General features: G+C 66.2%; 13 protein-coding genes. 6 read left to right on the plus strand and 7 right to left on the minus strand.

What is annotated here, in order from left to right; translation table 11 throughout:
* Positions 1 to 90: 90 nt before the first annotated feature.
* A complete protein-coding gene (locus AC13GA_RS11005; protein ID WP_046983458.1) occupies positions 91 to 570 on the plus strand; it encodes a DUF421 domain-containing protein in 480 nt (159 codons plus the stop codon).
* A gap of 71 nt (positions 571 to 641) precedes the next feature.
* Here the strand turns inward: AC13GA_RS11005 and AC13GA_RS11010 are convergent, their stop codons facing one another.
* The 7 genes from AC13GA_RS11010 to AC13GA_RS11040 form a co-directional block, all read right to left on the minus strand.
* Positions 642 to 1,805, minus strand: coding sequence for a hypothetical protein (locus AC13GA_RS11010; protein ID WP_482998119.1), 1,164 nt, complete (start codon positions 1,803 to 1,805; stop codon positions 642 to 644).
* Between the two features lie 93 nt (positions 1,806 to 1,898).
* On the minus strand, positions 1,899 to 2,795 hold the full coding sequence (gene hemF / locus AC13GA_RS11015; protein WP_136639781.1) for an oxygen-dependent coproporphyrinogen oxidase: 897 nt from the start codon (positions 2,793 to 2,795) through the stop codon (positions 1,899 to 1,901).
* Between the two features lie 54 nt (positions 2,796 to 2,849).
* Positions 2,850 to 4,466, minus strand: coding sequence for a hypothetical protein (locus AC13GA_RS11020; protein ID WP_482998120.1), 1,617 nt, complete (start codon positions 4,464 to 4,466; stop codon positions 2,850 to 2,852).
* A 37-nt stretch (positions 4,467 to 4,503) separates the two neighbouring features.
* Positions 4,504 to 5,625: a hypothetical protein gene (locus tag AC13GA_RS11025; RefSeq protein WP_482998121.1), complete on the minus strand. Its 1,122-nt coding sequence runs from the start codon at positions 5,623 to 5,625 to the stop codon at positions 4,504 to 4,506.
* Between the two features lie 34 nt (positions 5,626 to 5,659).
* Positions 5,660 to 6,220: a hypothetical protein gene (locus AC13GA_RS11030; protein WP_482998122.1), complete on the minus strand. Its 561-nt coding sequence runs from the start codon at positions 6,218 to 6,220 to the stop codon at positions 5,660 to 5,662.
* Positions 6,221 to 6,247: 27 nt separating this feature from the next.
* Positions 6,248 to 6,667 (minus strand): NUDIX hydrolase, encoded by a 420-nt coding sequence (locus AC13GA_RS11035; RefSeq protein WP_482998123.1) that lies wholly within the window; start codon positions 6,665 to 6,667, stop codon positions 6,248 to 6,250.
* Positions 6,664 to 9,039: a S9 family peptidase gene (locus AC13GA_RS11040; protein ID WP_482998124.1), complete on the minus strand. Its 2,376-nt coding sequence runs from the start codon at positions 9,037 to 9,039 to the stop codon at positions 6,664 to 6,666. Before AC13GA_RS11040 ends, AC13GA_RS11035 begins: the two co-directional genes overlap by 4 nt.
* Before the next feature lie 167 nt (positions 9,040 to 9,206).
* Between AC13GA_RS11040 and AC13GA_RS11045 the strand changes: the two genes are divergently transcribed.
* From AC13GA_RS11045 to AC13GA_RS11065, 5 genes are all read left to right on the plus strand, one after another.
* Positions 9,207 to 9,536, plus strand: coding sequence for a hypothetical protein (locus AC13GA_RS11045; RefSeq protein WP_295378109.1), 330 nt, complete (start codon positions 9,207 to 9,209; stop codon positions 9,534 to 9,536).
* A 37-nt stretch (positions 9,537 to 9,573) separates the two neighbouring features.
* Positions 9,574 to 10,227 (plus strand): RNA polymerase sigma factor, encoded by a 654-nt coding sequence (locus AC13GA_RS11050; RefSeq protein WP_482998125.1) that lies wholly within the window; start codon positions 9,574 to 9,576, stop codon positions 10,225 to 10,227.
* Entirely contained in the window at positions 10,224 to 10,439 is a 216-nt protein-coding gene (locus tag AC13GA_RS11055) for a hypothetical protein (RefSeq protein ID WP_046983468.1), read from the plus strand. The genes AC13GA_RS11050 and AC13GA_RS11055 overlap by 4 nt, the downstream gene beginning before the upstream one ends.
* A gap of 321 nt (positions 10,440 to 10,760) precedes the next feature.
* Positions 10,761 to 12,056, plus strand: coding sequence for an ABC transporter permease (locus AC13GA_RS11060; RefSeq protein WP_482998126.1), 1,296 nt, complete (start codon positions 10,761 to 10,763; stop codon positions 12,054 to 12,056).
* A 1-nt stretch (position 12,057) separates the two neighbouring features.
* The gene (locus AC13GA_RS11065) at positions 12,058 to 13,257 is read left to right on the plus strand and encodes an ABC transporter permease (RefSeq protein ID WP_482998127.1); all 1,200 of its coding nucleotides are present in this window, start codon (positions 12,058 to 12,060) and stop codon (positions 13,255 to 13,257) included.
* Positions 13,258 to 13,282 lie beyond the last annotated feature (25 nt).

Here is a 13,282-nt window from a genome sequence, read left to right on the forward strand (position 1 = left end):
CTCCCCCTGGTCAGCGGGGCTTTTTATTTGTGCCGTTGCCAGATGCCGTGGCCTGCGCCACGCTGGGCCACCGCTCCGCAGGGGAAGACAATGCCCGACCTGTTCGCACTGGCCATGCCGTGGTGGGAGTTCATCCTGCGCGCGGTGGTGGTCTATGTCGTGGTGCTGGGCATGGTCCGGCTCAGCGGCAAGCGCCCGCTGGGGCAGATCACCCCGTTCGACGTACTGCTGGTGGTGCTGCTGGGCAACGCGGTGCAGAACGCGCTGCTGGGTACCGATACCTCGCTGGGCGGCGGCCTGCTGCTGGCGGCGACCCTGATCCTGCTCAACTACGGCGTAGGCTGGGTGAGTACCCGCAGCCGGCGGATCGAGCGCCTGGTTGAAGGGGAACCGGTGGTGATTGCACGCGATGGGCATCTGTTCGAAGCCGTTCTGCGCCGTGAGCAGGTCACCCGTGCCGATTTCGAGGCCGCCATGCGCCAGCAGGGCTGCCTGGGCGTGGAGGATGTGGAGCTGGCCCTGCTGGAGATCAACGGGCACATCACCATCATCCCCAGGAAGAGCACCTGACCCTGTAGAGCCGAGCCTGTGCTCGGCTCCGCTTGCTCATCAGCCGAGCATCGGCCCGGCTCTACCTCTGGTCAGGGCGCGCAGTGGGCGTTGCCCGCGGTCGCCTCGCGCTGGTAGTACGCGAAGCGATTGCCGCTGTCGACGCCCACCAGGTTGCCGTTCTGCAGCAGCTGCAGCACGAAGTCGCTGCCGACATCGCGGTGCAGGACGATCCGGCCGTCGCGCAGGCTCGCGCGCAGGCGCACGTCGTCACCACCGACTTTCACGACGCCGCCGTCGAGGAAACGCAGCTGCGACAGTACGCTGCGTTCGGCGACAAAGCTGCCGCAGGGCAGGGTGACGGCGGCAATCGGCGTGAGTGCCGATGCGGTCGCCCCGGCAAGCGCAGCGAGGCCCTTGGCCGGTGCGCAGGACGGGGCATCGGTGCGCTGTGCACAGGCCAGTTGCAATGCATCGCGCGCCTGCTGCAGGCGCCCACTGCTCCACAGGGACTCGGCCGCCTCCTCACAGAACGTCTCGCCGTGCTGCTCGCGGCAAAGGCCAGCCAGCTCATCCAGCTGCGCCGGCGGCAAGGGTGCATCGACCGAATGCCGCAGGCCCAGCAGTGTCTCTCCCATCATCTGCGAGGCGACCTTCCTGGCCGTCGCCATGCAACCTTCGGCATCGAAGGACGGTGATTCCTCCTTGCATATCTCAGGCATCGGCGGGTCCGCCACCTTCGGCGCCGCTGCATTGGCCTGTTCCTGGTAAGTCTCCAGCAGCTGCGTGCAGGCGGCGCTCACGCCTTCGGCACACCAGGCGTGCAGCTTCACCGGAGCGGCCTCCGGCAGCGCCTCCAGGCACTCGGAGGTGTTCATCACGCAACCATCTTCGATGGGCTCGGGCATCGTCCTGCAGGCGGCGGCGTGCTCACGGGTGAACTCGCGATAGGGCGTGTTGATCGTGCGGTCGTTGTCCGAAAAGAACCAGTTTTCCAGGCGTCCCGTGGACAGGTTGCCGGTGCCGAGCACGTCTTCCTGGCGGGCGATGCGCAGTTCCTCGGTGGCCTGGTAGGGGCCGGACAGGAAGGCGTGGCCTTCGCTCTCGATGGTCAGCGTGATATTGCCGCCGCTGTCCTTGTAGGTGCCGCAGGCCATCGATTGCGCGGCCGCCGGCAGGCTGGCCGAGGCCAGCGCGAGCAACAGCAGGGAGCGCCAGCCCGAAGCGCGGGGACGAAGGGGAACAGCAGCAGGCATGACGTCATCCTTGAAGAAGAAAAAACACGATCCGCCGATACAGGACGGACCAGGCAGGGGAAAGCACCACGCCTCAGGCGTGGCGCCGGAAGATCAGAGCCAGTCGCGCGGCACCAGGTAATCGGCCAGGCGTGCCTCGGCGCTGCCCGCTTCGGGGGCAAAGCCGTACTCCCAGCGCACCCGCGGCGGCAGGCTCATGAGGATGCTTTCGCTGCGGCCACCGCTCTGCAGCCCGAACAGGGTGCCACGGTCGTAGACCAGGTTGAACTCCACGTAGCGGCCGCGACGGTACAGCTGGAACTCGCGTTCGCGCTCGCCGTAGGCGGTGTCCTTGCGCTGCTGCACGATCGGCAGGTAGGCATCAAGGAAGCCATCGCCGACCGCGCGCAGGTAGTCGAAATCGCGCTCGAAATCGCCGTGCAGGTCGTCGAAGAACAGGCCGCCGACGCCGCGCGTTTCATTGCGGTGGCGCAGGAAGAAGTACTCGTCGCACCAGCGCTTGTGCGCGGCATAGCGCTCGTCACCAAATGGCGCACACAGATCGCGCGCGACCCGGTGCCAGTGCTGCACGTCCTCGTCGAACGGATAGAACGGCGTCAGGTCGAAACCGCCGCCGAACCAGCTGGCCACCACCTCGCCGTCGCGCTGCGCCTGGAAGAAGCGCACGTTGGCATGGGTGGTCGGCACGTAAGGATTGAGCGGGTGGAACACCAGCGACACGCCGGTGGCGCGCCAGGAGGCACCTGCCAGTTCCGGACGGTTGGCCGAGGCCGACGGCGGCAGGCGGCTGCCAGCCACGTCGGAGAAACCGATGCCGGCCTGTTCGAACACCGCACCGTCGCGCAGCACGCGGGTGCGCCCACCACCGCCCTCGGCACGCTGCCACAGGTCTTCCTGGAAGCGGGCCTGGCCATCGGCGGCCTCGATCGCCGCACAGATGCGGTCCTGCAGGTCGGTGAGGTAGGCGCGCACGCGCTCGAATTCGTTCATGGCGCGTACTTTACCGCAGGGCCCGCCCGAAGCTGCGGACAGGCCCTGGCGGGCTCAGCGCTTGCGGTTGGAGTTGCGCGGCGTCGGAGCGTTGTCCACAGCCGCCTCGTCAACCGCCTTCTGCAAGGCACCGCCCAGCGTGATCAGCTCCCAGTTCTGGGTGCCGAGCACGTCGCAGGCCACGTGCAGGCCGCTGCGGTCGGCCTTGCACAGTTGCTCCAGGGTTGCCCGTGCATCCACCTCCGCACCGTTGCCTTGCGCGGTGACCAGGTTCTCGCACCCTTCGCGGACGCCAGCCCGGCAGACCGTGGTGTAGTGCCCGGCGGCCTGCAGCCAGTTCCCGGACAGCGCAAGGCGGTTGCCGAGAATGTTGCAGCCCTGCAGCTTGCCCTGCGTGCAGCAGGCTTCGGCCCCGTCCTCGTTGGCCAGCGCCAGCGGGCAATCCTGTGGCAGTGGCAGCACCTTGAACTGCTTAGGCGCACTGCACCTGGTCGGGCCTTCACCGGTGGGGGTGAACACCTGGAAGCGGGTCCAGGTATCCAGGCCCAGCAGCTGGCCGCCCGGCAGCGGGCGCAGCACGAAGTCGCCGCCCCGGTCGTGGTGGATGCGGATGTCACCCTCTTCGACACGCGCACGAAGATGGCTGCCCCAGCCGACACCGACCAAGCCGGCATCACCGAAATCGAGCGTGTCCATCAAGCCGCCGTCGGCCCGGTAGTTGCCGCAGGGCAGGGCCGTTGCCGGTTGCGGCTGCAACGATGCACCCACCGCCTGCAATGCCGGCAGGCGCTCGCAGGTGGCGGTGTCATTGCCGGGGGTGCAGGCCGCAGCCAGGGCCTGCACTGCCTGCAGGGGATCTCCTGCCTCCCAGGACAGCTCAGCTACGCGGGTGCAGAAGCCGCCATGCGGTACCTCGCGGCATAGCCGCAACAACTGTTGCCGCCGCTCAGCCGGAATGATCACCGGCACGGTCGGCGCCGTCATCGTCACCATGGCTTCGGTCATGGCGGCCGTCATCGCGGCCTTGACCAGCTGCTCCTGCACTGCAGGGTCGGCCTCGAGTGCGGCGGCACACGCTGGGGTCCCCTGTTCGAAGCCACCGTTGTCACAGGCAGTGGGGAGCTTGATACCGGACAGGGCGGCGTCGAGCGCTGCCTTTGCCAGGTCGGGATCGGCCTCGACCGTGGGTTTGGCCTCCTCCTGCCAACGATCAGCCAGTTGCAGGCACATGCCGGGCACACCTTCCCGGCACCCTGCTTCCAGCGCGGTCGGGGTCGCTTCGCGACGGTTGTCCAGGCACGCCGCCGCATCAGCCAGGCAGCTGCCTTCAGCCGGCATCGCTGCTGCGGCGCACTGTGCGGGGGCCTGCAGGGTGTAGACCGTGCCATCCACCTCGACCGTGCGGCCACGATCGCGCACCTGCAGCGTGCTGGGCAGGCCGTACTCCAGGTTCACCAGTTGCAGCTTTCCGTGGATCTGCTGGAACACGACCGGAGACGGCGCACTGCCGAAGTGCTTCTGCTCGCCACGGTTGGGTGAGCTGATGCGCAGCGTGCTGCTGCCTTCGTCGGCCTTGAACAAGCCGCATTGCGGTGACTGCGCGGCGGCCATCGGCGCCGCCAGCAGTAACGCCCAGGCCAGCCAGCGGCGGCGCGGTGCGGGTGAATGCATGTCGTCTCCTTGACGATCTAACGGGAAACTCCCGGCGCTACGGCGAACCACGGCCCTCGCGCGGGGGCGTGCATTGTGCCGTGCCGGGCACGGGCTGGTAACGCTGGTAGGCCGTCTGGTTGTCCATGCCGAGCAGGTCGCCGTTGCCGAGCTGGCGCAGTACGAACGTTTCGCCGTTCTGTTGCAGCTGGACGGCGCCTTCGTGCAGGCGGGCCTGCGTGCCATCGCCGAAGTCGAGCATGTCGATCACGCCACCGTCGGCCTGGTAGCGACCACACGGCACATGTTGGAGCGCTACCAGGCGCAGGTCAGTGCCGAGTTCACGCAGCGGTGCGGTACGTTCGCAGGCACTGACGCGTCCAGCATCGCAGACCACCTGCAGGGCCTGCACCGCCAGCGCAGGTTGCAGCGCGTCCAACTGTTGCGCGGCCACTTCGACGCAGAAGCGGCCACCACGGTGTTGCAGGCACAACTGCTGCAGGCGATCGCGTGCAGCGACGGGAAGAGGCGAACCCAGTGTGCCCTCGTCTTCCTGTTGCAGGCGCTGGTCCACCCGCCGCATGGCGGTGGCCAGTGCATCGTCGGTCATGGCTTCGCAGGCCTGCGGATCGTGCCCGGCCGTGTGTTCGCGGCACGGCGGCGGGCGCTCGAAGACTGCCGGGCCGGCGTCTCTGGCTGCATCCGATGCGCTGCCATCACGCATCAACCGCAGCAGCGTTGAACAGCCGGAGCCTACGCCCTCGTCGCAGGCGCGCCGGGCCTGGCCGGTGGAGGCCGTTGGCAGCTGCACCATGCAGTAGCTGCCGGCCGCGCGGCAGCTGCCAGCCACCGCGGTGGGCTCGGTGGCGCAGGCGCGGGACCGGCGCAGGGTGTAGGTCACCACCACGTTGTCTTCGATGCGCTGCCCATCGGCGCTGATCCGGATCGGCTCGGCCACGCCATCGTCGAGCATGACCAGGCGCGTCTGCGCCGCACTGCGATCGACCCACAGCGGCTCCGGCTCACCGATGCCGTTGTGGCGGTAGCCGCTGCTGGGGGTGGTGAACACCAGCGCCATGCCGTCATCGACGCTGCGGTACTCGCCGCAGCGCAGGGCATCGGCGCTGGCAGGCAGCGCGGCGAACAGCAACAGGGCAGGGAAAAGAGTCAGCAAGCGCATGCGACGGTCCTTGTCGGCGGGGAAGGGGATGGGCTCAGTGGAAGCGCGAGCGGATGTCCGGCCGCAACAGGCGCCAGGCCAGCCAGCCCTGTGCAACGAGTATGGCCACGGCACCTCCGAACAAGGTCAGTGACATCAGGATTCGTTGGACCTGGGCTTCGCGCAGCGTATGTGGATCGACGATATGCGTCATGAGGTCAGCGAAGATGCTGTCCAGCCACCAGACGACTGCGAAATTCGCAACGGCGGACAACCACAGCAATGCCACATAGCTCCAGAGGCCCCAGCGACGCTGCCGGTAGAAACCCCAGCTTGAAAGCACGGCAGGTATGCCGGGTAGCGCCAGCCATAATGTGGCGGCGACCGGGCCCTTCAGTATCCACTGCACGCTGCGTGGAAACCCCTGCTCAGTGGCCGTCATGATCATTCTCTGCCAGAGCGGACTGTCAGCCAGCTGCGAAAGCAGCACTGCTTGAAGTGCAATGATTACGACGAACCCTGCGCAGACCAGCAGGGAAGCCAAGCCCAGCGGTCGGATGAAATCCTGGGCGGCGACTGTGCTGGTAGGACGGCCTTGGGGAGATTGAAGCGACATCCGATGTCCTGGGCAGCAGTGGAGTAGTCAGCGGGCCGTCACCCGGGTGGCGACGGCCGGCAGGATATGGTGTTCGCTCAGCGGTGCCAAGGGCAGACCGTGCGGCGGCGGCAGCGGCACCCAGGCCAGTTCGGCGATCTCGGCGCGTGTCTGCGGCGTGCCGTCCACCTGCACCCACCACGCCTGTGCCTGCACGCGATGGCCGGGCTCGTTCACCGCCCAGTCCTCGAAGGTGCCCAGCGCGATGGCGGTCTCGGCGCACAGCTGCACACCGAGTTCTTCGTCCAGTTCGCGAGCCAGCGCCTGCAGTGGCGCTTCGCCGGGTTCAGGCTTTCCACCGGGCTGGATGAAGCAGGTGGCGCCGTGCTTGCGCACCACCAGCGCCCGGCCGCGGTCATCCAGGATGACCGCGGCCACGATGTGGATCGTGGCCGCGGCGTTGCTCACTTCAGGTTCTGCTCGAACAGCTTGAGGATGCGCTTGTACTGGTCCAGCCAGGAATCGGCGCGCACGTAGCCGTGGCGCTCCAGCGGGTACGGTGCGATCGACCAGTTGTCCTTGTGCAGTTCGATCAGGCGCTGGGTGAGGTTCACCGAGTCCTGGAAGAACACGTTGTCATCCATCATGCCGTGGGCAATCAGCAGGTTGTCCTGCAGGTTCTGCGCGTACTCGATCGGCGACGACACGCGGTACGCCTCCGGATCGATGTCCGGGGTGTTGAGGATGTTGCTGGTATAGCCGTGGTTGTACTGGTGCCAGTCGACCACCGGGCGCAGCGCGGCGCCGGCCTTGAACGTGCCCGGCGAGCGGAACAGGGCCATGAAGGTCATGAAACCGCCGTAGGAACCACCGTAGATGCCGGCATGGTCACGGTCACCCTGCTGGGTGTCGACCAGCCAGTCCAGGCCGTCCTTGTAATCTTCCAGTTCCGGGTGGCCCATGTTGCGGTAGATCGCCGTACGCCAGTCGCGGCCGTAGCCCTCGCTGCCGCGGTAATCCATGTCCAGCACGATGTAGCCCTTCTGCACCAGCAGGTTGTGGAACATCTGCTCGCGGAAGTAGGCCGGGTAGCGCTGGTGCACGTTCTGCAGGTAGCCGGCGCCGTGCACGAACATGACGATCGGATACTTCCTGCCGGGTTCCTTGTTCTCGGGCTCGTAGTACTTGGCCCAGACCACGCCGGCACCGTGCTTGGACGGCACCGCCACCAGCTTCGGCTGGATCCACTGGCGTGCCTTGTAGTCGGCAGTGCGGGTGTCGGTCAGCACGCGGGCTTGGCCACCGGTGCTCGGCAGCACGGCCAGCTGCGGCGGCAGGTAGGCGCCGGAGTAGCGCACCAGCAGCTGCTGGCCGTCCGGCGACAGCGCGAAGTCTTCCACGCCGTTGAGGCTGGTCAGCTCGCGCACCTGGCGGCTGCCGGTGTCGACCGCGCAGACTTCGTAGTCATGCGGTGCCTGCTGGTTGCACAGGAAATAGAAGCCCTTGCCATCGGCCGACGGCACCGGCGCCGAGGTTTCCCACTTGCCGCTGGTCAGCGCCTGCGGCTTGGCCGCGCCGGCCTGGGTGTACAGGTGCGAGAAGCCCGATTCCTCCGACAGCAGCCAAAGCGTGCGGCCATCGGCCATCCAGCCGAAATCGTTGAATCCCCAGTTGATCCAGCCGTTGTCGGTCAGGCGATGACGGTTCTGCACGCGGCCATCGGCGGCGTTGATGCTGACGATCCAGCGGTCCTTGTTGTCGTTGGCGCGCAGCATCACCGCGGCCTGTTGGCCATCGGGGCTCCAGCGGATGCCACCGCCCATGAAGTCGCTCATCACCTGCACGCTGCGGTCGCCCTTCAGCGCATCCTTGCCGGCCTTGCGGCGCAGCTCGGCCAGCGGGTCGGTGGCGATGCCGGGCAGGCTGGACAGCGAGACCTTCTCGGCCTTGCCGGTGCGCACGTCCACATACCACAGGGTGTGCGGTTCGAAGCCGTTGCGACCGACGCGGGTGCGGGTGTCCTCGGTTTCCTCGTAGCCTGATTCGGTCACGTACAGCGGCATCTTGCCGCCACGGCCGTCGTCGAAGTCCTTCGGCTTGGTCACCACGATCAGGTGGGTCAGGTCCGGCGACAGCACGCTGTCACCGATCTCCACGTCGGCACCCAGGTACACCGGACCCGGCGCGCGGGTCGGGTCGGCCTGGCGCCAGCGCTGGTCCTGGTCCTTCAGCGCTTCGCGCTGGTCACGGTCGCGGCGCAGGGTTTCCAGCGTGCGCAGCTGCTGGTCGCGCAGCACATCGGCCTTCGGCGCCGTACGCGGATCCTTCTCGGCCTTCAGGCTGGCCACCTGCTGCACGCCGCTGGCGGCGGTCCAGTGGAACCAGTTCTGGCCCACCCGCCAGATCACGCCATTGTCGGCGTCGGCGGCGAAGTTCACGTTGCCCGCGCGCTCGTTGCTGCGGGTCAGCTGGGTCAGCGCGCCGCTGCGCAGGTCGCGCACGAACACGTCGCCATTGCGCACGAAGGCGCTGCGGCTGCGGCTGCGGTCGTAGACCGGCTCGGCCACGTCGAGGGTGCCGCGCTGGTCATCGGCCACCTGCGCGGCCACGCCACCGGCCACCGGCTGGCGGAAGGTGTCGCGCACCGGGCTGCCGTTGCGCTTGAGCTGGTATTCCACCTGCTGGCTGTTCCACGACCACCAGGCCTTCTCGACCGGCGGACCGATCCAGTCCGGGTCGGCCATGGCCTGTTCGATGGTGATCGGCGTCGGCGCGGCATGCGCAGCCGGTGCGGCCAGCACGGCCGACAGCAGGAGGGACAGGGGCAGCACTCGGGACATGGGCGGACGACACCAGAAGAGGAAACCGGCCAAGCGTAGCAGCCGCAAGGGCCCGGGGCAGGGGCCACAGGTCATGGCAGCGGGATTGGCAAAGTGGTGCAACCGGTAGCCGGCCTCGCGCATCCATTCTCCTGAACCCGCATCATCCACCGAACAGGAGCCCGACCATGCAGGAACTGATTCCGATCACCCTCTTCATCTGCATCGCCTATGCGATCCACGCCATTGCCGATGCCCGCGCCCGCAGCAAGCTGGTCGCTCCCCATGTGCCCGAGGAAGTGATCCGCTCGCTGGCCATGCTGGAGGAAGAGCGCCGCCGCCAAGGCGCGTTGCGCTGGGGCATCAGCCTGGTCTGCTTGGCGCTGGCCATGGCCCTGCTGGAAGTCATCGGTGCCCGTGACCTGACCTTCGGTGCCGCTGCCGCGCTGGTCGGCAGCGCCGGCCTCGGCCAGCTGCTGGCCTGGCACTTCACCCGTCCTGCCGCACGCAAGGGCTGAGCCGGCCCATGCCACGGGCACAGGGGGCGCCCCGCAGATGAGCCTGCTCGGCGAAGCATTGTCGGCACTGCGGGGCCGTCGTCGCCACGAAGCAGCGGCGATGGCGGCACCCGCCGCACCGCTGGATGCGGACCAGGCCCTGGTGCGGGCCATCATCGACGGCTCGCAGGCGGCGTTTTCGCAACTGGTCGAGACCCACCAGCGCACCTGCGCGCATGTGATCGGGCGCATGGTGGGCGACCGCGATCAGGTGGCCGACCTGCTGCAGGAGACCTTCCTGGCCGTGTTCCGCCAGCTGCACCGCTTTCGTTTTGAATCCTCGCTGCGCACCTGGGTTTCCCGGGTGGCCTACACCACCGCGCTGCAGCACCTGCGCCGGCGGCGGCTGGAGGCGCAATGGATGGTGGCGGTGGAGGTGCCGGAGGAACTGGGCGTCGGCGATGAAGGGCCGGGGCCGGGTGAATTGAGCGAGGCGCTGCAGGCCGGTCGTCATCTTGGCGTGGCGCTGGAGCGGCTGAGTGCACCGCAACGATTGATTGTCGGCCTGCACTACCTGGAGGACTTCGACCTGGCCGAGATCGAGCAGGTGACCGGACTGGCACGCGGTACCATCAAGAGCCACCTGCACCGCGCGCGCCAGGTCCTGAAGCAGGAACTGACGCGGCATGCCGCCGCCGGAGAACTGCTGTGACCCAATCGACCGACCCTCGTGACGCGGAAGAACGCGCACTGGCACAGGCGTTGCGTGAGCAGGCGCGGCAGGAAAAGGCGCCGGATGTGAGCGAGGCGTTGCAGAAGCGGATTGCCGCCGAGTCGCGCGACAGTGGTGTGGGTTATGTGGTGGTGCAGGTGGTGTTGCTGGGGGCGTTGGTGGCGGCGGCTGTCTGGTATTTCTGGGTCTAGAGAAACGCTGACGCCTGCACCTGCTTCTGGACGCTTCTTCCTCCAACACCCGATCAGATGGCCAGGCATCGGGTGTCATCTGCAAATCGACAGTTGGCCTTCCCCGTCAGATTCCGTCACGACGGTCTCGTCGTCAGTGGCCGTGGTTCTATCCAGGACATACGAGCTGCGTGTGTTTCCTGAGGAAAGTTGCAAATTCCATATCTCCACTTGAGGCGGCGTTTCACAATCAGAGATTCTCAACCATCAGCTTCCAAGGGGATGGAGTGAGAATCACATGGACAGGTGCGCGAGTAAGCCAATGCCGGATGCAGTTGGATGATGCTCTATTACATCCAGCTTTCGCTTGTCCGATTCAAGCAGCGAATCGGCACTCATCTGGCAATCGCTCTCATGCTGGGTGCAGGGATAGGGATCACCACCGTGATGCTTTCCATTGTTCTCCAGGCATCGTCCGATCCCGCACCAGGCCGGAGCTCGGCATTGTTCCGCCCGTACCTTGACGCGCGTCCAGATGCACTGCGCAGTGGCTCTCCGGATCCTGGTCAGTCACTGACCTGGCCAGACGCGAAGGTGCTTCTGAACCAAGGCCGGACGTGGAAACAGGCAGCAATGGCAGGGGGGGCGGTGACGCTCTCCCGGCCGGGAGAGTCCAGCGCAAGACTGCGCGCCAGGTTCGCCACGTCCGAAGTCTTCAGTGTCCTTGGCATTGCCGTTGTTCAAGGGCGGGCATGGACTACCGAGGAGGGACATGCTGCGAGTCGAATGGTGGTCCTGTCGCATGCGCTCGCCCAGCGTGAATGTGCACAGGATTGCATTGGTCATCCGTTGGAACTGGGCAGACGCATCTATACCGTTGTGGGTGTCGCAGAGGATTGGCATCCGGTGCCGATGTTTCAGGGAGATCTCACGCGGCGGCCGTTTGTGGAGCCTGACGAGATCTACCTGCCAGTTGAAACCGCAATCGCGGACAAGTTGACTGTTGTGGACGGGACGGCGATCTGGGGGGGTGACCAGGACACGGATCTTGCAGGGGGCAACGTTTCATGGCTTCAACTGTGGGCGTGGCTGCCTACCGCAGATGATGTCGCCGCCTACCGCGCGAGTCTGAACGCCTATGCGCAGGCAAAGGGCCTTCGGATCGAACCAGGCACGCAGCAGGTGGCACTCTGGCCGTTGATGGATTGGCTGGACAGGCTGGGATTGGTTCCGGAGCGGGCCAGGATGCAGCTTCGGCTGTCACTGATCCTTCTCGGTGTGTGCGTCGTCAACGCGGCGGCACTGCTGAGCTTCAGTCTGGGGCGCCGTAGGCGGGAGCTTGCGATACGACGTGCGCTGGGAGCGCGACGCCGAGACGTGTTCGTCCAGCTCATGTGGGAATCCATCGCGGCGGGAGTCGCAAGCAGTGCACTCGCTGTCGTCACCTATGCGCTGGGAATCCGGGTGGTTGCTGCGGGAGACGTTCTGCCCAGCGCGATAACAGAGATGCATGCTGGGGCAATGCTGATGGCGGCTGCCCTGGGAGTCGTCACGACGTTGCTCTGTTCATTGGTCCCATCGTTTGAAATCTGCAGGGTCAGCTCACTGTCGAGTGCCTTCGCGAAGGGAGCTGCCTGAAATGTTCGAATCAATGAGGGAGACCCGACGACATCTGGGAAGCGCCGCATTGCTTGCAGTGCAGGCTGCGCTTGCAAGCCTGGCATGTGCGTTCGCACTGCAATCGGCGCTGGACAGCTTCGCCAGATTGAACACCGGGAGCATCCAGGAGGCAGTATCGATTGGTGTGGTCAGGGTCTCGGATGTCGAAGAAGGCGCGGATGCTGCAGTGCTGCGGGCAGACCTGTCCGCGATCCGGCTGCCCGGTGTTCAGGACACGATTGTGAGCGACGCTGTTCCGTTCGGGGGAAGAGCCCATCGATACGGCGTGTGCACCAGCGAGTCGGCCATGGCGTACTCGATGAACGCGGGTACGACAGACGTTGCTGGATGTGATCGCATTCCCGTGGCAACTGCCAGCTCTGGCTTGCTGGCGATGCTGGGCGCGGGAATCGTCCTGGGACGGGATGCCACAGAGGACGACATGGCTGAAGGTGCTCCGGTAGTGCTGATCAGTGAAGCGCTGGCTGCCCGTCTGTTCGGAACGGAGAGTGCTGTTGGCCGCCACCTGTATTTCGGCCCCGGCAGCAGCCGGATCATCGTGGGTGTATTTGCGTCTGTTGCTGGACCGGCACCAGGAGGCAATGAGCGGGACTCGCAGTGGGCGCTGCTTCCGGGCCTTCCCATGGGCGCCAGTCGCTATTATCTGGCGAAGTGGAAGTCGGAGGTTGATCGTTCATCGCTTGATCGCACTGTCGATGCGCTGCAGCGGCCGTATCGGATCGTGAATTCGACCGGTGTCGAGACGCTGGCGGGATATCGCGACGCCTACGTCAAAGCTGATCGCTTCGCTACGACCGTGCTCGCGGTCATGACGGCCGTTATTCTCGGTGTGCTGATGGCCGGAGTTTCCGGTGTCGTAGGCGCCTGGCTTGATCGGCGCCGGCACTCCATTGGGGTTCGACGGACACTGGGTGCTCGCGGCTCCGTGATCTTTGCCGAAATCATGTTCGAAGTTTCACTGTTCACCACACTGGGCGCCCTGCTCGGCGCGTCGTCGTTGCAGTGGATAGGGCCGCCACAGGATGGCATCACAGGTTCACTGTGGTTCTCGATATCGATCGCTGTCGTGCTGGTGATGGCGGCCTGCTTGATTGCACTGGTACCCAGGGCCCTGCGAATCGCCAAGGAGCCGCCCTTGACCTTGCTGAAGCCCTTGTAGCCCATTCATCCTGTCACCCACCTCC

It is taken from the genome of Stenotrophomonas sp. 22DLJC03 (genome assembly GCF_056861405.1).

Excerpts from the sequence above, each read along its gene's own strand:
- AC13GA_RS11005 (WP_046983458.1), top strand. The coding sequence starts at position 91 with ATGCCCGACCTGTTCGCACTGGCCATGCCGTGGTGGGAGTTCATCCTG.
- AC13GA_RS11010 (WP_482998119.1), bottom strand. The coding sequence starts at position 1,805 with ATGCCTGCTGCTGTTCCCCTTCGTCCCCGCGCTTCGGGCTGGCGCTCC.
- hemF (WP_136639781.1), bottom strand. The coding sequence starts at position 2,795 with ATGAACGAATTCGAGCGCGTGCGCGCCTACCTCACCGACCTGCAGGAC.
- AC13GA_RS11020 (WP_482998120.1), bottom strand. The coding sequence starts at position 4,466 with ATGCATTCACCCGCACCGCGCCGCCGCTGGCTGGCCTGGGCGTTACTG.
- AC13GA_RS11025 (WP_482998121.1), bottom strand. The coding sequence starts at position 5,625 with ATGCGCTTGCTGACTCTTTTCCCTGCCCTGTTGCTGTTCGCCGCGCTG.
- AC13GA_RS11030 (WP_482998122.1), bottom strand. The coding sequence starts at position 6,220 with ATGTCGCTTCAATCTCCCCAAGGCCGTCCTACCAGCACAGTCGCCGCC.
- AC13GA_RS11040 (WP_482998124.1), bottom strand. The coding sequence starts at position 9,039 with ATGTCCCGAGTGCTGCCCCTGTCCCTCCTGCTGTCGGCCGTGCTGGCC.
- AC13GA_RS11045 (WP_295378109.1), top strand. The coding sequence starts at position 9,207 with ATGCAGGAACTGATTCCGATCACCCTCTTCATCTGCATCGCCTATGCG.
- AC13GA_RS11050 (WP_482998125.1), top strand. The coding sequence starts at position 9,574 with ATGAGCCTGCTCGGCGAAGCATTGTCGGCACTGCGGGGCCGTCGTCGC.
- AC13GA_RS11060 (WP_482998126.1), top strand. The coding sequence starts at position 10,761 with ATGCTCTATTACATCCAGCTTTCGCTTGTCCGATTCAAGCAGCGAATC.
- AC13GA_RS11065 (WP_482998127.1), top strand. The coding sequence starts at position 12,058 with ATGTTCGAATCAATGAGGGAGACCCGACGACATCTGGGAAGCGCCGCA.